This window comes from Saccharothrix saharensis, assembly GCF_006716745.1.
GTDB classification, from domain to species: domain Bacteria; phylum Actinomycetota; class Actinomycetes; order Mycobacteriales; family Pseudonocardiaceae; genus Actinosynnema; species Actinosynnema saharense.
The window spans coordinates 6,179,917-6,201,108 of record NZ_VFPP01000001.1; the positions used below are offsets into that span (position 1 = coordinate 6,179,917).

Here is a 21,192-nt window from a genome sequence, read left to right on the forward strand (position 1 = left end):
GTCAGCCCATCACCACCATGCGACTCGACTTCTTGGGCTTGGAGCCGCGCAGCTTCCAGCCGCCCACGGCCATCGCGGCCGTGGGCACGGCGTCGATGCGCTTGCCGGTCTTGCCGCGCTCAGGCTTGTCCGGGCGGATGAGGTCGGGTTCACCGGGCGGGTGGCGGACCTCGACGGAGTCGAAGCAGAACTCGGCGACGGGGTTGCCGTGGTGGGACCAGCCGCGTGAGCGGGTCAGGGCCATGAGTTCGGTCATCCCGGCCGTCATGCCCTTGTAGGTCTGGGCGACCGGGAACATGGGCACGCCCGTGCGCTTCTCCAGGCGTTGGCGGACCGGTTCGCCGGACCACTCGTCGTAGGAGATGTCCGCGACGCGCAGCAGGCCGGTGTCGGCGACGATGTCGGCTTCGACCTTGTCGTAGTCGATGACCTCACCGTCGGTGACGGTGATCCAGCCCTGGTCGACCCATCTCGACACGCGGCCGTCGGTGCGTTCGTCCAGGAACGTCACACCGGCTTCGGGCAGCCAGAACCGCCACAGCGCGGAAGGGTGGCCGTCGATGCCGTCCGGCACGACCAGGCACCACGCGGTCAGGTCGAGCTTCGAGGCCAGGTCCAGCCCGCCCCAGGCGGGCCGGCGGGCCAGCTCCCGGCGCAGCTGTGCGGGTTCGTCGCGGGTGCTGCCGGTGCACGCCGCGTACAGGTGCATCGGCATCCACCGCGACGCCTGGTTGACCCACTGGTTGAGGCGGAACTGCCGGAAGGCGTTCTCCTTGAGCGGGTCGTTGCGGGCTTCGAGTGCTTCTTCCCGCAGCGCGGCCAGGCTGAGGAAGTCCCCCAGGGCCGGGTTGGCGTGGTACCAGTTCGCCTCGTCCCACGGGTCGGCGTCGGCGGGGGTGTTGCGCAGGTAGACGAACCGGTGCGGCGCCCGCGCCGGGTCCTCGGCGATCTTGACGAACTCGTCGTGCTCACCCTTGGCGAAGGAGGCGGGATCGTTGCCCGCGGTCGTGGCCGCGATCAGCAACGGCTCCAGCCTCGTGCCCATGCCGGTGCGCATGGCGTTCCAGAAGTCGCCGTTGGGCTGGGTCAGGACCTCATCGAAGATGACGCAGCTCGGGTTGGAACCCAGATTGCCCAGCGCGTCGGCGGGCACCACGGCGTAGACGGAGTTGGTCTTCTCGTCCACGATGCGCGCCGAGTGCTCGATGACCCGCAGCCGCTTGGACAGCACCGGGGACAGCCGGACCATGCGCGCGGCGACGTTGAACACCAGCTTGGCCTGGTCGGTGTCGCGGGCGCAGCCGTAGACCTCGGCCGACTCCACGCCATCCCCGACCAGCAAGTACAGGGCGACGAAGGCCAGCAGCTCGGACTTGCCGTTCTTGCGGGCCAGCTCGATCCACGCGATCCGGAACCGGCGGACATAGCACTCGGCTTCGTCGTCCCAGCGGACCTCGCCGAACAGCGGACGCACGATGTCGTCGCGCTGCCAGTCGGCGAGGATGAACGGCCGCCGCGCCCACCGGTCCTTGGTGTGGACGCAGATCTCCTCCGCGAACGCCTGCGCGTGGTCGGCGCGGGGCTTGCAGAGGTGATCACCGCGCTTGCGACAGGTGTGGCCGTCGAAGGTGCGCCCGCACACCGGCAACCGCGCCCCGCGATTGGTGGTCTTCGTGGTTGTTCGGGGCGTAGCGGTGTCGGTGCGCGAGCCGGTCTTGGTGCGCGCCGGGTTAGCGCGGGGCTTAGCTGAGGAGGCGGCCCGGTCCGCCCTGGTGGTCCTGGTCGCCGCCCACCTCCACCTTGATGGACTGGCGGTCCGACGGCGTCAGCCCGAACCGGGCGGCGTAGGTCAGGAACGTGCGTTCGGCCTCGGCCTGCACCTGCAACGCCGGGTTCTTCATCAGGCCCGAGCCGCCCTGCACCAGCAGCGCGGAGCCGTTCACCAGGGCAGTGGCGTTGCGGTAGCGAGCCAGCGCCTCGCACAGGATCAGGAAGGCGTCCACATCCCACGTGGTCAGCACCTTGCGCTTCTCCAGCTCGGGCGCGAGCCGCGCCCAGATCTCCCGCGCACCGTCCGAGGCCCAGTCTGGGCACACGATCACACCCACGGGCGGTACCGGTTCCCGGTCGTTGATCCGATCGGTTCGGTCGCCATGCAGGACGCGAAGCTGGGTCGGCTTAGCGGCTGGCCCCCTTTTTCCCATCAGGGCACCTCCTGCCGGCGGCTTCGACCAGCCGGATGGTGAACCGTGGAGGTGAAGTTCTACGACGGAGTCATCTCCCGGCGGCTGGACCTTTCGGGTGGAAGCCTTGTTCCGTGACGACACGGAAGTACATCTTCGAGCCTCTCGTACCCTGTGCGCCGCGATGATCATAAGGCTCTGAACTGCTGCGATAGTTCCCGAATCACCCGTTGTGGCGTACCGGCACTCTGAGTGCCCGCCCCGTGACACTCCTGATTTTGCCGGTTTCGTCCGCAACAATGGGAGGCGGAGCGGCGACACAGTCTCTTCAGGAGGAGGCGCCTCTAAACGGCCTCCGTAGGATCAGCAGTGCCTCCGGGCTTACCGGCAACACGTGAGCCGGGCAAGCTGGCTCACCTCGTCACGAGGTGATCGAACGGAGGCGCAGATTGGCCCAAGAAGATCGCGAGACGGGCGACGGCCCAGAGCGCGAACGTAAGCCTGATCGGAGTTGGCGCTCCGACCAGGCCAACGCCCTTCTGGGTGTCCTTGTGCAGGTCGTAGCGTTGATCGGCCCGATCATCGACCTGTTCAAGTAGCACGATCGGGTGGCGCATCGCGAGGTGCGCCACCCGGCCTCACACCACGATGCTCGACGATCGAGCATTCCAACCTTACCAACTTCACGAGTTGAAGAGGACTTGGTTGAGGTTGATCAACCGTCACTTGCGTTATCCGCCGTAACTCTCAGTACATGCCTGCATAGTCGTCAGCTACCGGAGCTGCGACCTCGGGACGGGCTGGCCGCGCGCCGGGACAGCGCACGGCGGGCACCTGCGACGAGGCGGCCAAGTCGGCCTCGCATGATCGTTACTCCTCCTCTCCGGTGTCAGGTTCGGGCAGGTCGACGCCCAGCGTCGCCGCGGCGGCGCGGCCGTCGAGGTACTTGTCCCCGAGGTGGAGCAGCCGCGCGGCGAACAGGAAGGCGTCCTTCTCCTCGCGCGACTTGAAGCACAGGACGAACCAGAACTCCGAGTCCGTGGCGAGGCGGAACCGCTCGTCCTCCCGCGCGGTGCGCTCCCGGAAGCCGCGGGCCAGGGCGTCGAGTTCCGCGGTGGAGTCGGTGGCCAGGTCGCCGGTGTAGGTGACATCTGTCAGCGGGTCGGGTTCGGGGTCGGCGTTGAGCTGGGCCAGCAGGTCGGCGTTCGAGGTCGGCCCGCCGATGGCGGCGGTGGCCTGGAGTTGGGCCAGGAGGTCGGCGTTGGGGTCAGCGGGCGAGGTCACGGCGGAACACCTCCAGGTCGGCGAGCGGGAACCAGGACAAGATCCGCTCGTAGTCGTCCGGGGCGTGGCGCCGGATCGGGTCGAGGAACCGGAAGTCCAGCCCGTCGAAGCTGCGTCCGAACCACTCGTACTCCGGGGGCAGCGGGCAGTTGTGGCGCGCGAGGGCTTCGCGCACGTCGGCGATGCGCCAGTCCCACACGATGCTGACCTTGCGCAGGTGCTCCCGCTTCGGCCCGTGGGTGACCATCGCCATCCGCCGGTTCGGCGAGTCGGCCGCGCGCACGCCGTCGGCGTTCCAGGCCGCGGGCAGGTCGACGTCTGTGCGGATGAGATCGGCCAGCTCCTCATACGTCGGTTCCGGGAGCTGGGCGGCCTCGATGACCGCCGCGCGCTCCGGGGGCTGGAACATCAGCGTGTTGAGCCAACGAAACAGCGTCGAGTGCGGCAGGTTCAGGATGGGCGTGCCGAAGAAGTCCTCGTAGAACTTCAACGAGTCCTCGATGAACCGCAGACCCGGCACCAGGTACAAGTGGTAGGGCACCACCTCGATACCGGCTTCCCGCATCGCCAGCCACGCGGCAAGGCTGTCCTTGCCCCGGCTGAAGCCGAGCAAAACCGGTTTCCCCTCGGCCGCGAGTTCGGCGCGGATCTGCTCGGACGGGGTGATCCCGTCGACAACGATGGGTACGGCGCACCTCCGGTAGTCGTGATGCGTGGCGCATCGGTGATGCACGGTGCATCACCGGACGGGGTGGTTCAGGGTGTGGTGTCGCGGGAGAGCATCCGGCTCACCGTGGACTGCGCGACCTGGGCATGCGGGGCGATCCCGTGTTGCGTCGCGCCCAGTTCGTAGGCTTGGCGCACAAGGGATTCGTGCTCGTCCACCCAGGCGTGAACCTGGTCGGCCGCGAGCGCCAGTCGCTCCAGCACGGCGGCCAGTTCGCGCCCGGCTTCGCTGTCCTCGGGCACTGGTCGGCGGACGTGGGTTCGGCGTTGCCGGAAACCTGGCGGGACGGAATCGGGCCTCAGTGGCTTGTGCCCTTCCGCGTGGCTCAAGGGTCACCCCCCTGGGGTGGGCGGCCGGTGTCGCGCAGGGCCGCGCTCGGCGCGCGCGGGCGGGCGGCTCACGGGCTGTTCCACCCTCCTCGGGTGCGGTGGTCCCTGGCGGTGATCCGGGCATGGCACGGTCCACACAGACCCCTTCCCCGGTCCGGGTGGTCAGGGTCAAGCCCAGCGGCTACCAGTTCGCGCCGTGTCAGCGGCCAGTGGTCGGCCACAGTGGACGGTGAGCTACAGCTGACCCCCGGATGGTCGGGGCAGTCGGTGAGGTTGCAGCGGCACACCCGGTCATCGGGGCGGGAGAGCACTCCCGGACGGAAGCGGGACCGGTGTCCGGCGGTGTAGCCGCGCTGGGCGCTCGTGCCGTGGGCACGGCGGGCACGGGTGCGGCAGTCGGGGCACATGCCCCCGGTGGTGGTGCGGTTCGGGCAACCGGGGCGGGTGCAGGGGCGGGAGGCACGGGCAGGCAACGGCGTCGACCTCCGTGCACGGGACTGCCCCCGGCATCGGGATGCCGGGGGCAGTTGGTAGGGGTGAGGTCAGCTCCGGTGCCAGGGGGCGGGCGGGAAGCCTCCCCGGACCAACCAGGTGTCCAGGTCTTCCCAGACCTGGGCCAACCGGTCCAGGTCCACCGGGTTGCACTGGGAGTGCTGGTTGAAGCTCTCCCGGATCTCCCTCAGCAACTCATCCGGATCCATGATCAGGCCCCTTCCAGCAGGAGGTTCAGGGCGGTCTGGGCGGTGTTCAGGCTCTCTCGGGCGGGGAACACGGCGGAGTAGGCCCGGTCCTGCAAGCCCCGGTCACCGGCCACCTTGGCGGGCTTGAGGTTCTGTGCCCAGCAGGTCACGGCCAGCAGTGCGGCCCATCGGGTGTTCTTGACCTTCTCGGTGAGGTCCACCTCACCCCTGAACAGGGCACCCACAGCCCCGGTGCGGACCTCATAGGCCCGGTACGGGGCAGCACCCCCGGATGGCATCGGCTTGTCCTTGAGCACCGTGTCCGCGAACGTCTCGAACTCCTTGGCGGTCATCTTCTTGCGGAGCAGCCGGTTGGCCACCTGGCTGAACTCCTCGGTGAACCGGTGGAACAGGTCCAGGGCTTCACTGGCCTCGGTGGTCCGGGCATCCTGGTCATTGTCCGGGGTCAGCTCCACCCGGTCCGGCAGCTTCGGCAGGGTCACCGGCAACACGGTGTTGGTGCCGGTGTGCACCGGCATCACCCGGACCACGGACTTACCCACCAGGGAGTTGACCAGAACGGCCCTCATCTCCACCTTGTCCACCTTGCCCACGGACACCAGCTCGGGCACGCGCACGGTCGCGAACGCCGCCGTCTCATCCCACAGCGGACCGGCCGGACCGGTCTTGGCACCGGGAACGGACTTCTGGATCTCGGACAGGATGGCGGCCCGGATTTCCACCGGGACCGGGTTGGCCTCACGGGTGGTGGTCCCCAGGTGCCGGAACCCAAACTCGGCCTCCGGATCGGTCCTCACCAGGGACCACACCCCCGGAGCCTCCACCGGCACGGTGGTGTGATCGGCCTCCACCAAGCCCTTCTCACTGGGCAGCTCGGCCAGCATGAGGCACCCGGCGGTGTGCTTCTTACCCACCGGCTGGTCACACTCGGTGCACTTCCCGGAGGGCACAAGAGCGGCCATCGGCTGACGGGTCACATTCCACCCGGACACCTTGGCTTTCTTCAGCAGCTCGGTCACGGTCCGGGAGCTGTTGTTGGCCGTCGCCAGCACCGTCCAGGCGTCCCGGTCTGGCCGGACCGGAGCCGGCTCCTCCACCTTGGCCGGTGCCTTGGCCTTGGCGGGCTTGGCCTCACCCTCGGGTGCGGCCTTGGCGGGTGCCTTGGTGGTCTTGGCCGGTGCCTTGCCCTCTGCCTTGGCGGGTGCGGGCTTGGCCGGTGCCTTGGCCGGTGCGGGCTTGACGGGTTCCTGCGGAGTCTCCACCGGGGCAGAGGTCACGGCAGGGGTGTTCGGTTCGGTCATGAGGATTCCCTAGGAAACGGCCAGCACTCACTGACGGGTGCTTGGCGGTTGTTTGGGTGACATCCCAGACATTACCGGTGACACAACCCCTTTCAAGCTCTCCGGGGAATCTCCGGACAAAGTGACAACGATCGGCCTAACGCATTGCCGGATGATCTTCGGCGTGGCTCCGCGAGATGGGAAAAGGGTCCGCGAACGGTGTCCGCGAACCCTTCCCGTCCTCGTCGGATCTGACGTCACCCAAACCCTAGGGACGTCGATCATCCTGCCGCACCGTCCCCAACCGTGTCGAGCACAGCCGTTCCACCTGCGAGAACGTCGCCAGCAGTAAGGCGGTGTCGCGTCATTGGATCGCATCCGCAGACGGAGCGCGGATTCCTCGGAGTCATTCACAGCATCCGGCGGTGGAATGCTGCTCCATTCGGGTGGTCTTTTCGGGCTTCATTGTCCGGCCATAAGAGGACTGCAATTGTGCAGAATAGCCCTGTTCGGGTGTGGCAACACCCGGACAGGCGACACCAGAAAGGGAATGTCAATGGGATTGGAACTTGAATACCGCGAGCCCCGGACAGAGCGGCACATTCCGGTCGGGCGCAGGCACGGCGCACGGGTGGCCCGCACCGCGGGTATCGAGCGCGCGGTGGAGCTGGCCCGACGGATCGTGCTGGACCTGGAGCGCGAGTACGGCGTGACGCACGCGCCGCTGGACCCGGATCGGCCGTTCGGCATCAACGCGTGGGTGTACCGGACCCGGTCCGGCGACAACATCGACTTCGAGGTGTACGGCATGGTCGACGCCCACCTGCGCGACCCGAAGTGGTGCGCGCGGCTGCGCGTGGAGTTGGAAGACCTGGTGGCCCAGTACAACTGGTCAAGCCCGACCGACCCGGCGGACCGGAGGTTCGGCGGCGGCGCGGTCTTCCTGTGCACCGAGGCCGAGGAACGCGCACGCGGCGGCCGGTCGGCGGAGGTGCGGGTCTACCGGCGCTGGCTGGGCCGACTGCTGGGCCGGCGCTTCCGGCCGTACCTGCCGGTCGCCTGCGACTGAACATCCCTGGATGCAGCGACGCCCCTGGTCAAACGGTGTGGCAACACCATCCCAGGGGCGCGCTGTCGGAACCCCAGAAAGGTCAAGATGAGTCCCGACACGCCGCACACTAGCAACCCCGACGAGCACGCGGCGCTCCTGGCGCACGGCGCGCTGGAGACCGCGCGCGAGGAGTTCGCCAAGACGCTGACCGGCTTTGCCACGCGACCGAGCCCACAGGCCGCCACGTGGCACGAGCACCTGTCCGAGGCCGCACCGGAGATGCGCGCACTGCACGCGCTGTCGGTGGGCTACGGCTGGACCGAGGCGATCCACCGCGTCGCGAACCCCGACGTCCTGAACGTCGCCCGCGCCAACGGCTACGTGGTCACCGACGAGCGGACCGGGTGCCCGGTGCTCACCTCCTACGGGCACGAGGCCCTGACCCGATGGCGGGACTTCGTCTCGCCGCTGCGCGACCTGCCCGAGTACGCGCCCATGTGGGCCGTGGTCAACGGGCTGGACGGCTGAGTTCTGATCACCGCCGCCCCGGTGTGGCAACACCGGGAGCGGCCCTTCCAGAAAGGCACGACACGATGACCGAACCGGTCAACCCCGCCCACGCCGGGCACGAGCACGACGACCGCATGTTGCACGCGGAGTTCCTGGTACTGCGGCTGCACGGCTGCCGCTTCCTGCGCCTGCGCGAAGGGCTGGGCGAGCACGTCACCGCCGACCACGGCGACACGGTCGACTACGACGACCTGCGCACGGTGGACTGGACAGCGGACCTGGTGGAACTGCCGGTGCGCTACTCCGACTCCCACGGCAGCGACCTCGACGTGGTCAACCAGCAGTACCTGATCGAGACGTTCGGCGCGAAGGTGTTCGTCCACCTGCGCGACGACCGCGACGGCGCACGCGGCATCGGCCTGCCGGTGTGCCGGCCGCTGCCCGGCGACGATGCCGACAACAGCGCGTTGGACCGACTGACCAAGGAGTTGGAACGCCTACGCGTGGTCGGGCTGCTCGATGAGGACCGGCACAGCCAGTACGTCGACACCCTGGCCGACAGCGCGTGGCGTTCCCACCTTCGCGCCGAGGTGATCACGACCCTGCGCACCCTGGCTCCCGACAGCGAGGAGGACCGGGCGGTCGTGGCCGCCGGACTCGACGCGGACGACCCGATCGGCGAGACCTACTTCGGGTTCGAGGGCAACGAGTGGATCGCCGTCACGCCCTACCGGGTGCGCAACGGCAGGCACCACGACGCGGTCATGCACGTGGCCACGACCCTGTTCGGCTGGGAGGTCTGATCATGGCGAAGCTCGACGTGGACTCGGTCGAACTGCCGAAGCTGCCGGTGAAGGACGCCGACTTCTACGACGGCGACGACTGGACCTACGCGGTACGCGAGTTCGGCTGGACCGTGCCCCTGCTGTGGGGTGCACACGGGTTCGACCTGGGCCGGTGGCCGTTGACGATGATCGGCCTCTACTCGAACGAGGAGGCGCGGGTCTGGGCGCTGGTCATCTACGAGGAGGGCGACATGGAGGTGTCCGCCTTCGACACCGAGGAGGAACGCGACCGGGCGGTGACCGACCGGGCAGTGTCCTGGTGGCGCAACGGGGACTCGGACGCTCCCGACGACCTGCCGGATACCGGCTACCTGGAGCACCATCACGGCCAGTTCCCAGGGCTCTGACCTTGGCGCGTTGACCACCTGAGTTGAGGGGTGCCGGTGACCACACCGGCACCCCTCTTGCTTGTCCGGCCCCGGAGAACGGCTCACAGGGCCGGACAGCGGCTCTCACGGGCTGCACGGCAGGGGGTTGCACCGGCTGTACGGGCCGGTACCAGCCTCACGGGCACCGTGGCGGTTTGCCCTTGCCGGCCACCCGGATGCAGTATCGAACCCGTGTTCGACCAGGCTGCCCAGGACAACCCGGAGCTGCTGCGCGCCTACCGGCCCGCACGGCCGGTGTGGGTGGACCTGGCCCACGCCCACCGGGACGAGGTGCGCCCGGAGAAGCCGCCCGCCGCCCAGGTGCGCAACCGGGGGCTGACCGTGTCGGGCACCGTGCAGGGTGAGCTGCACGCCTGGGTGCGCAGCGTTCGCGGTGGGTGGCTCGGGCTGGTGGAGTTCGCCGTGCCGTGGTTCGGCTTCGGCTCCATCCCGGTGCGGCAGCTGGTCCCCGGCGCGGCAATCACCGAACGCCGCAACGGCGAGACCGAACCGCCGTTCTGAACGTGGGTGGGCGGAGCACTCGCGGTCGAGGGGAGCGACCGCGAGGGCTCGACGCCCGGTCTGTGGGTGTGGGCGCCGTCGACGCCCGGAGATGCCGAAAGACCCGCCGCGCACGAGGTGCAGGGCGGGCCGTCGACGGAAACTTTTGGGCACACGTGTACCCAGTCCGACCATCATGCGCGCTGAAGCCATTGAAGGTCAACCGATCAGACGTCACCAGCACGTGACACCGGTCACGCCAAGGTCTCCTGGCGGAGCTGCTCGTCCAGGGTCTGGGCGAGCTGCGCCCACACGTCCAACGGCCAGCGCTGCCCGCACCCGGCGCACACCGCCTCCACCTCCTCGGCGTCGATGCTCAACGCCGGACGGCGCAGGAAGTCCATCTCCTCGTCGGACCACACCTGCACCGTGGCGACCCCGCAGGCCGGGCACGCGCGCCCGCGCAACGGGTAGCGCGGCACCGGGTCCAGCAGCAGCCGCGCCGAGCGCACCCAGCCGTTCGCGATGTCGGCCGCCCACAGCACGTAGTCCGGTTCGGAGTGCTGCCAGTCCTCGGCGTGCTCACCCCAGGTCTGCACGACCTCCAACAGGCTGGTGGTGCGGTAGGGGTGGCGGTGGCCGACGCACGCGCGGCGGACCTCGTGGCGGATCTCGGCCAGCAGCTCCAGCGCGCCCAGGCTCGCCGGGGGCCGGCTGCCGAGCTTGCCGGTCGCGCCCGCCCGCTTGCTGCCCGGTGTCACGGCCTCGTGGACCTGGGCGAGCAGCGGCAGCACCTCGGCCACCTCCTGGCCGTCGTCCTGCCGGTGCAGCACGAACAGGCCGGGTCTCACGAGCTGGTCGACGGCGACCTCCCACGCCAGGCGCGCGGCGGCGGCCTGGTCCCGCGTCGGCGGAGCGGGCGGCTCCTCCTGGCCGGGGTTGTCCCCGTTGTGGACGAACCTGGGGACAACCCCGTCGTAGGCGACGCCGTGCGGGTCGTGGTCGTCATGGTCGAGTGCGGCGATCATGCGGAGACTCCTTGCGACGCAGGCGGGTTCGCCCCGCCGCGGGTGGTCGTGCCCGCGGCCTTGTCGGCGCGGGCCTTGGCGAGACGGGAAGGGTGCATCCGAGTGATCGGGTCACGCTGTTCGCGCTTGCCGTCGCGGGTGCGCACCAGCGGCCGGCACACCTGGCCGGTCTGGGCGCGGCAGAACGGGCAGACCACCGTCCCCGCGAGGTCGGTGTCCGGGTGCCGTTGCCAGCCCATCGCCGCGTACACGGCGCGGATGCCACGCTGCCCCGCCTTGGCGAACCGAGCCCGCTCCCGCGCCACGTCGGACGGGGTGCGGGGCAGCGGCGGGCGGGCGGTGCTGGGCGCGCCGTCGACCGGGGCGGACGCGGCGAGCGTCGCCACCTCGGCCGGGGTGGTGTGGCGGACCCGCTGCGGGTTGATCGAGGCCAGCGCGGCGTGGCACTGCGCGGCCGTGTGGGCGCGCAGCTCCCGCCACCAGGCGGTCACCACCTCCTCGGCGATCGGTTGGCCTTCCCCGGCGATGCGGTAGTGCCACAGCAGCGCGCGGACCTCCGAACGGGTCAGGGCAGGGCGGGTGGTCACGCGGCCACCCCGACCACGTGCTCCTCCTCAGCGCACTGGCCCGTGTCGGTGCCGACCGTCGCGGCCAACGCCTGGTCGAGCAGCCGCTGCAGGGTGGCGGCGTCGGCGTGCGCGGGCAGCTCCCCGCGCACGGCCAGGCCCAGCGGCGAGCAGTCATCCTCAGCCACCGCATCGGCGCGGATCTGCTCGAACGTCTGCGCCGTCGCCAACTCACGGGCCAGCTCCCGGTGGCGTGACGCGGTGTCACCGGGCACCCGGCGGGCACGCATCAGCTCGCCCACCAGCTCGGGCAGCCACCTCGGAGGCAGGCTCTTGCCCGCCCACACCCGCAGCCCCGCCGCGATCACGGCGGGCTCGATGCCCTCGCGCAACAGGCCGATCACCTGCCCGCGCAACGCCGCCACCACCCGCTGGGGCTGGGCGGGGCAGTGCACCGTCACCAGCCGCTCGGCCTCCGCGCGCCGAGCCTGCCGAGCCGAGCCGGACTCCGTCCCTGCGTCCTGGGCGTCGGTGCCCGCGGGCTCGTCCTCACGCGGGCGGGGATGGGCGCTGGTGCGCGCGGGGTCACCCACTTTCTGATCTCTCAACGCAAGAGGGCTTACTCCGGTCTCCCGCTCCCCACTCCCTTCTCCCAGGCCCATCGCCGAAGGGGTGCCGGAAGGGTTCGCCGAGGAGTTCGCCGTGGTGTCCGCGACCGGTTCCCGGCGGGGCGCGCGGCCGGTGGCCGGCTTGCGGGCCGTGCGGGTGTCCATCGCGGCCATCACCGACGCGGGCAGCTCCCGCGCCCCGGCCTCCAACTCGTCGGCCGCCACCAGCGGGGCCGGACCGGTCACCTCCACCGGCAGGCGGCGCAGCTCGCGGGCCAGCGCGACGCGCAGGATCGGCGAGACGATCTCGAACGCCACCCGCAGCGCCCCGCGCAGGACGTTGGGCTGCTTCCACAGCTCGTCACGGCGGATGAACGACCGGACGAGGACTTCTTCGGTCTCCTGGTCGACCACGATGAACCGCGCGGCATCCAGCTCGGCCAGTGCCGACCGCACGGCCGCCAGGTCCAGGTCCGGGTGCGCCCGCGCCCACCGCTTGGCCGCCAGGTCGAGCACCCCGGAGTAGGCCAGCTTGGGCTGCGAGAACAACTGGAGGTAGATCAGCTTGGCGACGGCGGACAGTTCGATGAAGTCCGGGTCGGTCCAGATGTGCACGTACAGACGGGCGTGATCACGCGCCACGGAAAGTCATCCCCCAACAGAACGAACGTGTCTTGTGGACAGCACGACATGGCCGCGCGTCAGTGCACGGCAACTGGTGGTGGGTCAGGCGGTCGCGGCCTGATCGGGCACAGTGGCCTGGTGCTCGATGAGCACCGTGAGATTGAGCGAGTAGACCGGCATCATCTTGTTGCCGTTGCCCCCACGGGCGTCGGTGGAGCGCACGTACCGCCCGGTGCCGACGAGCAGCCCCGCCGACAGCAGGCGCCGCACGGTCGCGCCGACCATCGGCGGCCGAAGCCACGACGGCAGGTGCTCGCGCCAGCGGTTGGCGTTGGTCTCGCGGAACGGATCGCCCATCGCGTCCTGCACGATCACCCCAACCACGGCGGCGAGGTGCTCGGCTGTGCGCGGCTCGGCGTCAAGCAGGGCGGAGATGCGGTCGACGGTGCCGCCGTAGTCCAGCGGCAGCCCGACCAGGTGCTTCGTGATCTCGGAGGTCAGATCCCCGACCGCCTGCGGATCGCGGCGGCGGGAACGGGTCCGGCCGGCCCCCCGAGACCGGTCGGACCGCGTTGCACCGCTCATGCCGCGTCTACCAGGAGAAAGGTCCGGACCTCGCTGATCTCCTCGCACCTGCGCACGACCTCGGGGTGGAGCTCGCGGACGAGGCGCGGGCTCAACGTGACCCGTAGTGCTCGGCGGTAGGTGACGGCCGGTATCCCGTTCACCGTGCCGACCTCCATGTCACCGAGCCGATCCTTGATCGCGCGGTGCAGGTCGGCTCGAACCCTCTTCAGCTCATCGAGCTGGTCTTCCACCCAGCGCAACCAGTCGATCTGGGCTGCCAGGTCGTCCACCGGGACCGAGGTCGCGGCGGGAGTGGTGGTGGTCTTCGACATCAAGTTGGCCGCCCCCTCGACGACCAGCCGTACTCGGGACATGGCTTGGCAGCCCGGACGACGTCCGGGCGCTGCCTAAGCTCGCGAGCCACTTCGACAACATCGCGATGTGCGATCTGCGCCACGCTAAGCACACGACGTGTAACACTCTGCTTCGAAGCCGCGATTTTGCGGATTGGGCGCTGATGGACAACCGCCTCCCATCGGTCAGGATCTTCACCTGTGTGAAGATCCTTGGTCACAGGCGTTGCGATCAAGCCCGAGCATAGGGTCGAATCAGGGGGATTCGTCAACCAGAATGAAGAACTCCGCGTGTATCTTCACGCTCGTGAAGATTTGGGGGTGCGATGTCGCAGGATGACCGCCGGACCATGCCGAGCGTGGCCGAGATCCTGGAAGCGCTGTTCGACCGTCACCGCAAGCCTGTGCCGGCAGGCAGCAAGCGGCTCGGTCGGCCGTACAGCAACCAAGAGGTCGCGGACTGGTGCACCGCTCGTGGCGTGGAGATGTCACAGACGCACGTGTGGAACCTCCGCCAGGTGTCCAAGGCGGTCGACCCACGGGTGAGCCACCTCAAGGCCATCGCGGAGTTCTTCGGCTACCGACCGGCTTACTTCCTCGACGCGGACGTGTACTGGGACACCGAAGCCCAACTCGGAACGCTTCCGAAGTCGGGCGAAGGCGACCTGGCGATCCCGACTCAGGAGGCGCAGGCCCGCGTGCTGATGCGCCGTGTCGACGGCCTGACCCAGGCCGGCCTCGCGCTGATAGCCGGTGTGGTGGATCAGGTGGCGGAGTGGGAGAAGAACCAGAACCATGTGCGCGACACACCGCAGTCGTGAGCCAAGAGGGCCTGTCCATCGGCTGCGAGCCGTGTTCCGCAGGAGACGGGCCGCCCGATCCCGTCGACCCGTGTTAAAGCCCCGCGAGGTCGTCCGGATCGCTCGGAACCTGCCGATCACCGACCCGTTCGACCTCGATGCCCTGGTGGCAGAGGTGTCCGAGATCGTCGGACTTCCGGTGCACTTGGCGCCCTATCCGCCGCAGACCGCCGTCGAGGCTCGGCAGCTCGGCGAGGCGTTGCCCGCGGCCTTGTGCATCGCGACTGCGTCCCGCGTGCACGTGCTGTACCGAACGGACACGACCGAGAGCCACCAACGGCACTCGATCCTGCACGAGGTCGGCCACCTGTTGTGCCGACACGTCACGCCGAACGCCGACTCAGACGTCCGCACGCTGCTTCGCAGCACCTACGACGACGCCAAGGAGAAGGCAGCCGAGACGTTCGCCTACGAGTTCGAACGCAGGCTCGGCCCTCTACGTGCGCAACAAGGCGAACGCCAAGAAGACGGCCCGTTGACCGACACCATCGAGCGCTACGGCTCGATCCTCGAGGGGTGAGTGGTGCTTAGCTTCGTCATACCGGTTGTCCTCGTGGTGACGACCGCCCTCGGGTTCTGGGCGTCCTCCTACCGGCAGACCCGCAACGCAGGAGTCCGCGCCATGTGCATGGCGCTCTTACTCCTGGACGTGGGCATGCTTGTCGGGTACTTGAACGTCGTCGGCCGAACGTGGCACCCAGTCCTCGCCATGCTGCCGCTCCAGCTCGTACAGCACGTTGCCGTCCTGGGCGCCGCGTTCTACCTCAAGATGTTCTGCCTGCACCTCACCGCTGCCCCCGAACGAGTTGCCGCCAAAGCCCGCCGTCGCCGGGTCGTCCTGGCGGTTGCCCTCGTCGCGCTGACCACCTTCTACCTGCTCGGCCCGTGGCAGGCGGGGTTGACCGAGGTCCACTCCGCTTACGGCAACCAGCGGTGGGTCGCCCCGTACCTCGCCGTCTACTCCGCCTACTTCGCCTGGGCGATGCTCGACGTTCTACTGATGTCCCGCTTTGCCCGTCACATCGACCGGCGCCACCTCCGCGTCGGTCTCCGCCTGCTCGGTGCGGGAAGCGTCGGCGGACTGCTCTACGTGGTGCACAGGATCGGCTTCGGAATCGTCGCAGCGTTCGGCGTGCCAGTGGAACCGGACGCCAACGGCTGGAGCGAGTCGACGGTGCTCGTGACCTCCGCGATCACGTTGTTGATGGCGGGTGTCCTGGTTCCACCCCTGGGTGCTCGCTGGGAGGCACGGAGGTTCCACGCACGATTGCAGCCACTCTGGGCGGAGCTGACGTCGGTAGCGCCCGAACTCGTCTACAGCCCGAGCCACAGACGTGGAGACCGGCTGCGCATCCGCGTCACCGAGATGCGCGACATCCTGATCGGGCCATTGCACGCCTACCTCGACCCGCAGGTCGCAACCAATGCCGGGAAGCAGGCCGCACGACTCGGCCTGCCAGAACCCGAAGCACGGGCCGTCGCCGAAGCCGCGACGATCGCCGTGGCCCTTGAAGCCAAGCGTCGAGACCTGCCACCGATCACCGCCATGCCCGTCGTGATCGGAGAAGCCGACGACGTCGCCCAACTCGTCCTCATCGCCGACGCCTTCGCCGACTCGCCTATCGTCGCCGACACCGTCAAGGAGTTCCGGAGCCAGCATGACCACGCCCACTGACAGCACCGGCACGACCGCCTCCCGGCGAATGGCTCGACTTGCCACCGAGGTACTCGCACCCTGGGTGTGGGTGCTCGGCCTGCCCCTGGCGATCGGCTGGCACGCCACCGGCAGCGTGACCGGTGCCCTGCTGTGGGGTCTGATCGTTGGCATCACTGGCTCGGTCATCCCCATGATCGTCATCGTCCGAGGGGCACGGCGCGGCAAGTGGGACAGCCACCACGTCACGAACCGTGAAGGCCGGGTCGTCCCGTTCATCGCCTGCATCGCCTCGCTCGGCCTCGGTATCGCCATCCTCGTGCTCGGCAGTGCTCCGAATCAGATGCTCGCTCTCGCGCTGGCGATGTTCGCGACGCTGGTGGCCAGCGTCGCCATCACCTTCGCCCTGCCGGTCAACGGCACCCGAGGGTGGAAGATCTCCATGCACGCCGCTGTCGCCGCCGGATCTGCCGTGATCCTCACCGTCGCCTACGGCCCCTGGCTCGCGCTCGTCGCCGTTGCGGTGGTGCTGGTCGGCTGGTCCCGAGTCGAACTCGGAGATCACACCACGGCGCAGATCACCGCAGGCAGCGTTCTCGGGTTGATCGTTGGTGGCCTGCCCTACTGGTTGATGACGCTTGGTCCCTGGTGAGAGGTCGACCGACCATCAGCTCGGCACCGAGGTCCGGCGTACCGTGGTGATGCCAAGACTGTGCGACGACGCGACCTGACTACTCTCGGAGCAGCAGGGAGGTGCACCAGATGGACGAAATGAACCGTCGGTGGCTGGAGCCCAGTCCGGTCGAGATCGGTGCGCGCGCTCGGATGATCCGGAGGCGGCGCGGCCTTTCGCTCGAAGTCGTCGCCGGACACGTCGGGATCAGCAAGAGCTACCTGTCCATGCTCGAGAACGGACAACGTCAGTTCGAGCGGCGCGGGCTGCTGGAGGACATCGCCCAAGCACTGAGCTGCTCCGTCGCAGACCTCACCGGACAGCCCTACTTGCCGAGGGATCGTGCCAGCGCCGAGGCCCTGGCCACGTTGCCTTCCATCTCGGTGGCCCTCTACGACGCCACGCTGGACGATGTGCCGGATGTGCCTGCTCGCCCGCTGCGCGAACTCGTGGCCTGGGCCGGGCAAGCCAACGAGCACACCGCGCACAGTCGATACGCCGCTGCCGGACGCGGCCTTGGTGCGCTGCTCACCGACTTGCACGTACACGCAGTCACCGCCACTGGCGCTGATCGACGAACAGCGCAAGCAGCGCTCGCGGAAGCGTGTCTGGCGGCGTGCGGGGTTGCGCGCAGTCTCGGCAACATGGACTTGGCGGTGACGGCAGCCGGACGCGCCGAGGAGGTGGCTCGGCGGCTCAATTCCCCAGCTCTGATGGGGTTCACCGCGATGACGAGCACCGGTGCTCTGAGCCGGTTGGGTGCCAGGAACCGTGCGCAGCGGGTTGCCGAGGCGGCGTTGGATGAGTTGGTCGACGTCGCGGATCCGACCACACCAGACACCGCTACCGCAGAAGCTGCGGGCATGCTGCACTTGTCCGTGGCGCAGATGTCCGCGAAGTCCGGGCGGCTGGACGATGCGTCCGCGCACTTGGCAGAGGCTGCCGCGTTGGCGGAGCGCACCGGTGAGCGCAACACCCTGTGGTTCAGCTTTGGTCCAGGAAACGTCCGCGCGTGGAAGCTCTCGGTGGCGGTCGAGTCGGGTGACGGTCCGGCTGAGGCCGAACGGATCGAGAGCACTCCCGGCTACGCGGATGACCTGGCCGCCGCGGACCGGCGCGCGGCTCTGCACTTCGACCTGGCCCGCGCCTATGCCCAAGCAGGGGGCGCGCGGGATCCCGCCGCCTTGCGGCACCTCGACACCGCCGACCGGATCGCGCCTCAGCGCATCCGGCACGACCCCGTGGCCCGCGAGCTGCTGATGACGTTGGATCACCGCGCCGACCGGCAGTCATGGGAACTAAGGTCGTTGGGGAACAGGCTTGGAGTACGTTCACACGTTGTGAACGATTGACCTCTGGGGCGTGAGAGCGTCCCAGCGTGGTTCTCGCTCAAGCTGTCGTGGGGTGCCACCCACGTTCTCGACCGACGTCTGTGACGTTAACGCCGCGCCAGCGTCAGACTGTCTGCTTACCTGCCGCTGTACGGGACCTTCGATGTCCTATTCGGTGTATTGCGGCGCGACGGTTTGATCGAGGAAAACTCTCGCTGCCCACCGCCGACCGGATCGGCTGTGTAGTCAGCCGGTGCAACATGGTCGGCACCATCAGGAAACCGATGGAGGACATCGTGAACCTGATCGTGCCTGGTGATATTGACGCGGCCATCGTAGCCGCATACCCAGAACTACAGCATTTGTTGGATCTGCGCCACGGCGGATGGCGTTTCCTGCCGATCGAGCCGGGTCGTAGCCAGATTGACGGCTTCCGGAAGTGGCCGGCCGGGTGGACGGACGCGATCCGAATCAAGGACTCGGGCGATGCGTTGGGGCTCCGACTGGACGGCGAGCATGCGATCACCTGGGAGTACGCCGGTGCGCTTGCCGAGGTGGTCCAGGAGTTGCTGTTGCTGCCGCAGCCGAGTTCGCGGCTGGCTCCACGGTTGGCGAGAGGGAAAGGGCCGAAGATTGGTTGACGTTGTGTATCAGGCCGACCGTGGGCTGTCGCCCAGTGACTGTGCGAGGTAGCGATGCCGTTCACCGTTCGACTCAAGAATGACGTCTTTACCAAAGCAGTCAAGCTCGCAGGTTTTCCATCGGACTACTCGCTTTCGAAGAAGATGGAGATCAACCGGTCAACCGTCGCACGCGTGCTCTCAGGTGAGCTGAATCCCGGACCGGTGTTCATCGCGGGTGCCTTGAAGGCCCTCACTCCGATGCAGTTCGACGACTTGTTCGAAGTTGTGCGATCCAACCAGAACCTGGGTGTGGATGACGATGCGAAGCGTGCAGCACACGGTAGCCGACCTGCTGCGTGACATCCGGAACACGCGACGTCTGCCCGAGTGGATCGCCAACGAACCCACGCAGTTGTTGGACCTCGTGCACGCCCAGGCTCTGGAAGGGCGTGCGGAGCACGCGTGCGAACTGCTGGTGGAACTCTGGCCGCTGGTTCCCGCCGAGGTCGACGAACTCGTGCTGCGGCGCCTGCACGAGTGCGGTGTCTTCGTGGCCTCGGTGCTGCCCACGTCGCTGCTGGTGGCTCGAGCCTGTCGGCTGGGCGCTGGCGTGTTGCGGCACCGCGGACTGTACCGGCTCGCCGCGGCCCAAGGGATGTTCGAACTCGCTGTTCACCGCCTTCAGGACAACGATCCTGATGCGATCGCCTCGGCACTGTTGGACTTGGCCGCGACGTACCGCGCCGAGGGGCGCATGCACAGAGTGATCGGCTGCCTGGACGAGGCCTTGGAGACATACGGCCTGTGCGATGACAGCGTTGGGTTCGCCCGCATGCTGAATGAGCTGGGCGGCCTGATGATCGAGGTCGATCGGTGCGACGCAGCCGTCAAACACCTGACGCGCGCGGCCACCACGTACAGGCAGTTGGGCCACGTCGTGTCTGCGGCTCAGGCCCACGCCCTGCTCAGCCGCGCACACCGACTTCTCGGCAACCATCATGCCGCCGACCGTGCACTCAACCGCGCTCTTGCACCGGTCGTCGGGGTGGACGACGCAACGGCCCGGCGGTTACGAGATGTCGCAGCGGGCGTCTCTCGACTCGGGCCGAACTTGCCGTGAGTGGTTCACCGCTGTCAGCCACGGGAGGCCAGCTCTGGCTGCGCCTGTGGACCCAACCCAACAAGTCAACTCACAGGGAGATGTGTCAACGCAATGCAGGACGACGAAGTTCAGATTTCCATCGGTGCCCACATCGTCACCAAGGCACGCATCGGATCCTCCGGATCCGTCACGTGTCAACTCGTCGGCGACGATGCGGTGTTGACCTTCGCCGACGGCGCACTAGAGATCATCCTCGCCGAGCCCGCGCTCGAGGTCCTGGTCGACAGCGCTTCAGAAGTACTCGACGCAATGGTTGAGCGGCACTGACCGTAAGGGCGGATCCGGGCTGGAGGGATGACCTCCAGCCCAGTCCTCGTCTTCGGACTCGACGACACAGCCGCTGCCCAACAGGACCGGAACTCACGGCTGACACCAGCAGTCCGACCCGCATTCGGTAGCATCTGTGCCGGGCAAAGCCAGTCCCGACCGAGGGTAACGACGTGCGCGGTACCGGTTCTGAACTGCGGGAACGGCTCTGATGCCGGAGTGTGCTGAAGTCACAACTTGACTAGAGTCCTACGTTCAGGACCCCTGAGTTCAACGCTCGGGCATACCCGCCGGTATGCCCGAGTCGTACGCTCAGGTGCGCGAACGTGGGACTCCCGCGGCGCGAACCCAGGACTCTCGGGTCAGTCGGGGAGGACGACGGAGACGATGCCGGCCAGGTGGGCCAGGCGGGCGACCTCGGCGGCGCGGAACATCGGGCCGCCCGGACGGCCCACCAGCAGGACCCGGTCCGGCTTGCCGAGCGGGGTGGCGGCCAGTTCGGTGCCCAGCTCCTGCCAGGTCTCGGGCACCCAGGAGTCCTCACCGTCCAGCACGGTGGCACGGGCCAGCGGCAGCCACGGCGGGGTCTGGAGCTTGGTCTCGGGCGCGGCCGAGGACGAGGTCAGGCGGTGCACGGTGCTGCCGTCCCACGACACGACCACCGCCCACCCGGCACGGATGATCTTCGGCACGCCCTCGGTGAACACCGCGAGCCCGTGCGCGGGCTCCTCGGCGACCTCCTCCACCAGCTCCAGCTCGCGGTGGGTGTCCAGCACGCCGGCGTACGGCCGGACCGCGTCCACCTCGACGCCCTCGATGGACTCGGCGGCCGTGATCAGCACGTCCGGCAGCCGCCCCGAGGGCAGCTCGACCACCAGGTCGTCGATGGCCAGGCCGGCCCCGCGCTCCACCACGTCCACGCTGAGGATGTCGGCCCCGATCTCTCCGAGCGCGGAGGCGACCGCGCCCAGGGTGCCGGGACGGTCCGGGAGCTGGACCCGGATCAGGAAGGACACGGTGCACGCCTCCAAAGGCTGTGGTGGAGCGGCGGGGTGGAAACTCGCCGGTCGATGATTCTCGCAGACGCAGCTTCGCTT

The 21,192-nt window shown here is 68.6% G+C and carries 28 protein-coding genes; 14 read left to right on the forward strand and 14 right to left on the reverse strand.

Going from position 1 to position 21,192, the window contains the following annotated elements; translation table 11 throughout:
- Window position 1 precedes the first annotated feature (1 nt).
- From FHX81_RS27970 to FHX81_RS28010, 8 genes are all read right to left on the reverse strand, one after another.
- Window positions 2-1,642, reverse strand: a complete 1,641-nt coding sequence (locus FHX81_RS27970) for a terminase large subunit (protein ID WP_141981021.1) — start codon at window positions 1,640-1,642, stop codon at window positions 2-4.
- Between the two features lie 100 nt (window positions 1,643-1,742).
- Window positions 1,743-2,096, reverse strand: coding sequence for a phage terminase small subunit P27 family (locus tag FHX81_RS27975; protein ID WP_246108004.1), 354 nt, complete (start codon window positions 2,094-2,096; stop codon window positions 1,743-1,745).
- A gap of 500 nt (window positions 2,097-2,596) precedes the next feature.
- Window positions 2,597-2,815 (reverse strand): hypothetical protein, encoded by a 219-nt coding sequence (locus FHX81_RS27980; protein WP_141981023.1) that lies wholly within the window; start codon window positions 2,813-2,815, stop codon window positions 2,597-2,599.
- Between the two features lie 238 nt (window positions 2,816-3,053).
- A complete protein-coding gene (locus FHX81_RS27985; protein WP_141981024.1) occupies window positions 3,054-3,467 on the reverse strand; it encodes a hypothetical protein in 414 nt (137 codons plus the stop codon).
- On the reverse strand, window positions 3,451-4,080 hold the full coding sequence (locus FHX81_RS27990; protein ID WP_211363584.1) for an adenine nucleotide alpha hydrolase family protein: 630 nt from the start codon (window positions 4,078-4,080) through the stop codon (window positions 3,451-3,453). The genes FHX81_RS27985 and FHX81_RS27990 overlap by 17 nt, the downstream gene beginning before the upstream one ends.
- Before the next feature lie 143 nt (window positions 4,081-4,223).
- On the reverse strand, window positions 4,224-4,436 hold the full coding sequence (locus FHX81_RS27995; protein ID WP_141981025.1) for a hypothetical protein: 213 nt from the start codon (window positions 4,434-4,436) through the stop codon (window positions 4,224-4,226).
- Between the two features lie 629 nt (window positions 4,437-5,065).
- Window positions 5,066-5,224 (reverse strand): hypothetical protein, encoded by a 159-nt coding sequence (locus FHX81_RS40800; protein WP_170232193.1) that lies wholly within the window; start codon window positions 5,222-5,224, stop codon window positions 5,066-5,068.
- A 2-nt stretch (window positions 5,225-5,226) separates the two neighbouring features.
- Window positions 5,227-6,486 (reverse strand): DUF932 domain-containing protein, encoded by a 1,260-nt coding sequence (locus FHX81_RS28010; protein WP_141981027.1) that lies wholly within the window; start codon window positions 6,484-6,486, stop codon window positions 5,227-5,229.
- 649 nt (window positions 6,487-7,135) lie between these two features.
- Here FHX81_RS28010 and FHX81_RS28015 point away from each other — a divergent pair.
- The 5 genes from FHX81_RS28015 to FHX81_RS28035 all read left to right on the forward strand — a co-directional run bounded on the left by FHX81_RS28015 (window position 7,136) and on the right by FHX81_RS28035 (window position 9,800).
- On the forward strand, window positions 7,136-7,573 hold the full coding sequence (locus tag FHX81_RS28015; protein ID WP_141981028.1) for a hypothetical protein: 438 nt from the start codon (window positions 7,136-7,138) through the stop codon (window positions 7,571-7,573).
- An 87-nt stretch (window positions 7,574-7,660) separates the two neighbouring features.
- A complete protein-coding gene (locus FHX81_RS28020; protein WP_141981029.1) occupies window positions 7,661-8,083 on the forward strand; it encodes a hypothetical protein in 423 nt (140 codons plus the stop codon).
- Window positions 8,084-8,148: 65 nt separating this feature from the next.
- Window positions 8,149-8,868 (forward strand): hypothetical protein, encoded by a 720-nt coding sequence (locus tag FHX81_RS28025; RefSeq protein WP_141981030.1) that lies wholly within the window; start codon window positions 8,149-8,151, stop codon window positions 8,866-8,868.
- Window positions 8,869-8,870: 2 nt separating this feature from the next.
- The gene (locus FHX81_RS28030) at window positions 8,871-9,257 is read left to right on the forward strand and encodes a hypothetical protein (RefSeq protein WP_141981031.1); all 387 of its coding nucleotides are present in this window, start codon (window positions 8,871-8,873) and stop codon (window positions 9,255-9,257) included.
- Between the two features lie 213 nt (window positions 9,258-9,470).
- The gene (locus FHX81_RS28035; protein ID WP_141981032.1) at window positions 9,471-9,800 is read left to right on the forward strand and encodes a hypothetical protein; all 330 of its coding nucleotides are present in this window, start codon (window positions 9,471-9,473) and stop codon (window positions 9,798-9,800) included.
- Between the two features lie 233 nt (window positions 9,801-10,033).
- On the opposite strand, the gene FHX81_RS28040 is transcribed toward FHX81_RS28035, so the two are convergent.
- The 5 genes from FHX81_RS28040 to FHX81_RS28060 all read right to left on the reverse strand — a co-directional run bounded on the left by FHX81_RS28040 (window position 10,034) and on the right by FHX81_RS28060 (window position 13,546).
- Window positions 10,034-10,807, reverse strand: a complete 774-nt coding sequence (locus FHX81_RS28040; protein ID WP_141981033.1) for a DUF7341 domain-containing protein — start codon at window positions 10,805-10,807, stop codon at window positions 10,034-10,036.
- Complete coding sequence (locus FHX81_RS28045; RefSeq protein ID WP_141981034.1) at window positions 10,804-11,394, reverse strand: zinc finger domain-containing protein; 591 nt, start codon at window positions 11,392-11,394, stop codon at window positions 10,804-10,806. The genes FHX81_RS28040 and FHX81_RS28045 overlap by 4 nt, the downstream gene beginning before the upstream one ends.
- On the reverse strand, window positions 11,391-12,623 hold the full coding sequence (locus tag FHX81_RS28050; protein ID WP_141981035.1) for a hypothetical protein: 1,233 nt from the start codon (window positions 12,621-12,623) through the stop codon (window positions 11,391-11,393). Before FHX81_RS28050 ends, FHX81_RS28045 begins: the two co-directional genes overlap by 4 nt.
- Window positions 12,624-12,707: 84 nt before the next feature.
- Window positions 12,708-13,190 (reverse strand): hypothetical protein, encoded by a 483-nt coding sequence (locus tag FHX81_RS28055; RefSeq protein ID WP_141981036.1) that lies wholly within the window; start codon window positions 13,188-13,190, stop codon window positions 12,708-12,710.
- Entirely contained in the window at window positions 13,187-13,546 is a 360-nt protein-coding gene (locus FHX81_RS28060) for a hypothetical protein (protein ID WP_141981037.1), read from the reverse strand. The genes FHX81_RS28055 and FHX81_RS28060 overlap by 4 nt, the downstream gene beginning before the upstream one ends.
- Before the next feature lie 338 nt (window positions 13,547-13,884).
- Here FHX81_RS28060 and FHX81_RS28065 point away from each other — a divergent pair, with 338 nt between their 5' ends.
- The 9 genes from FHX81_RS28065 to FHX81_RS28105 all read left to right on the forward strand — a co-directional run bounded on the left by FHX81_RS28065 (window position 13,885) and on the right by FHX81_RS28105 (window position 20,095).
- Complete coding sequence (locus tag FHX81_RS28065) at window positions 13,885-14,346, forward strand: hypothetical protein (protein ID WP_141981038.1); 462 nt, start codon at window positions 13,885-13,887, stop codon at window positions 14,344-14,346.
- A gap of 154 nt (window positions 14,347-14,500) precedes the next feature.
- A complete protein-coding gene (locus FHX81_RS28070) occupies window positions 14,501-14,905 on the forward strand; it encodes an ImmA/IrrE family metallo-endopeptidase (protein ID WP_211363585.1) in 405 nt (134 codons plus the stop codon).
- A 3-nt stretch (window positions 14,906-14,908) separates the two neighbouring features.
- Complete coding sequence (locus FHX81_RS28075; protein ID WP_141981040.1) at window positions 14,909-16,060, forward strand: MAB_1171c family putative transporter; 1,152 nt, start codon at window positions 14,909-14,911, stop codon at window positions 16,058-16,060.
- On the forward strand, window positions 16,044-16,691 hold the full coding sequence (locus tag FHX81_RS28080) for a phosphatase PAP2 family protein (RefSeq protein WP_141981041.1): 648 nt from the start codon (window positions 16,044-16,046) through the stop codon (window positions 16,689-16,691). Before FHX81_RS28075 ends, FHX81_RS28080 begins: the two co-directional genes overlap by 17 nt.
- Window positions 16,692-16,801: 110 nt before the next feature.
- The gene (locus tag FHX81_RS28085; RefSeq protein WP_141981042.1) at window positions 16,802-18,064 is read left to right on the forward strand and encodes a helix-turn-helix domain-containing protein; all 1,263 of its coding nucleotides are present in this window, start codon (window positions 16,802-16,804) and stop codon (window positions 18,062-18,064) included.
- 239 nt (window positions 18,065-18,303) lie between these two features.
- The gene (locus FHX81_RS28090) at window positions 18,304-18,684 is read left to right on the forward strand and encodes a hypothetical protein (protein ID WP_246108005.1); all 381 of its coding nucleotides are present in this window, start codon (window positions 18,304-18,306) and stop codon (window positions 18,682-18,684) included.
- Between the two features lie 54 nt (window positions 18,685-18,738).
- Window positions 18,739-19,026 (forward strand): transcriptional regulator, encoded by a 288-nt coding sequence (locus tag FHX81_RS28095; RefSeq protein WP_141981043.1) that lies wholly within the window; start codon window positions 18,739-18,741, stop codon window positions 19,024-19,026.
- Window positions 18,995-19,786 carry a tetratricopeptide repeat protein gene (locus FHX81_RS28100; RefSeq protein ID WP_141981044.1) on the forward strand — a complete coding sequence of 264 codons (792 nt, stop codon included), beginning with the start codon at window positions 18,995-18,997 and terminating at the stop codon, window positions 19,784-19,786. The genes FHX81_RS28095 and FHX81_RS28100 overlap by 32 nt, the downstream gene beginning before the upstream one ends.
- 93 nt (window positions 19,787-19,879) lie before the next feature.
- A complete protein-coding gene (locus tag FHX81_RS28105; protein WP_141981045.1) occupies window positions 19,880-20,095 on the forward strand; it encodes a hypothetical protein in 216 nt (71 codons plus the stop codon).
- A gap of 362 nt (window positions 20,096-20,457) precedes the next feature.
- On the opposite strand, the gene FHX81_RS28110 is transcribed toward FHX81_RS28105, so the two are convergent.
- Window positions 20,458-21,111 (reverse strand): ACT domain-containing protein, encoded by a 654-nt coding sequence (locus FHX81_RS28110; RefSeq protein WP_141981046.1) that lies wholly within the window; start codon window positions 21,109-21,111, stop codon window positions 20,458-20,460.
- Window positions 21,112-21,192: the final 81 nt, after the last annotated feature.

Excerpts from the sequence above, each read along its gene's own strand:
- FHX81_RS40800 (WP_170232193.1), bottom strand. The coding sequence starts at position 5,224 with ATGGATCCGGATGAGTTGCTGAGGGAGATCCGGGAGAGCTTCAACCAG.
- FHX81_RS28020 (WP_141981029.1), top strand. The coding sequence starts at position 7,661 with ATGAGTCCCGACACGCCGCACACTAGCAACCCCGACGAGCACGCGGCG.
- FHX81_RS28025 (WP_141981030.1), top strand. The coding sequence starts at position 8,149 with ATGACCGAACCGGTCAACCCCGCCCACGCCGGGCACGAGCACGACGAC.
- FHX81_RS28030 (WP_141981031.1), top strand. The coding sequence starts at position 8,871 with ATGGCGAAGCTCGACGTGGACTCGGTCGAACTGCCGAAGCTGCCGGTG.
- FHX81_RS28040 (WP_141981033.1), bottom strand. The coding sequence starts at position 10,807 with ATGATCGCCGCACTCGACCATGACGACCACGACCCGCACGGCGTCGCC.
- FHX81_RS28055 (WP_141981036.1), bottom strand. The coding sequence starts at position 13,190 with ATGAGCGGTGCAACGCGGTCCGACCGGTCTCGGGGGGCCGGCCGGACC.
- FHX81_RS28060 (WP_141981037.1), bottom strand. The coding sequence starts at position 13,546 with ATGTCCCGAGTACGGCTGGTCGTCGAGGGGGCGGCCAACTTGATGTCG.
- FHX81_RS28080 (WP_141981041.1), top strand. The coding sequence starts at position 16,044 with ATGACCACGCCCACTGACAGCACCGGCACGACCGCCTCCCGGCGAATG.
- FHX81_RS28085 (WP_141981042.1), top strand. The coding sequence starts at position 16,802 with ATGGACGAAATGAACCGTCGGTGGCTGGAGCCCAGTCCGGTCGAGATC.
- FHX81_RS28090 (WP_246108005.1), top strand. The coding sequence starts at position 18,304 with ATGGTCGGCACCATCAGGAAACCGATGGAGGACATCGTGAACCTGATC.
- FHX81_RS28095 (WP_141981043.1), top strand. The coding sequence starts at position 18,739 with ATGCCGTTCACCGTTCGACTCAAGAATGACGTCTTTACCAAAGCAGTC.
- FHX81_RS28105 (WP_141981045.1), top strand. The coding sequence starts at position 19,880 with ATGCAGGACGACGAAGTTCAGATTTCCATCGGTGCCCACATCGTCACC.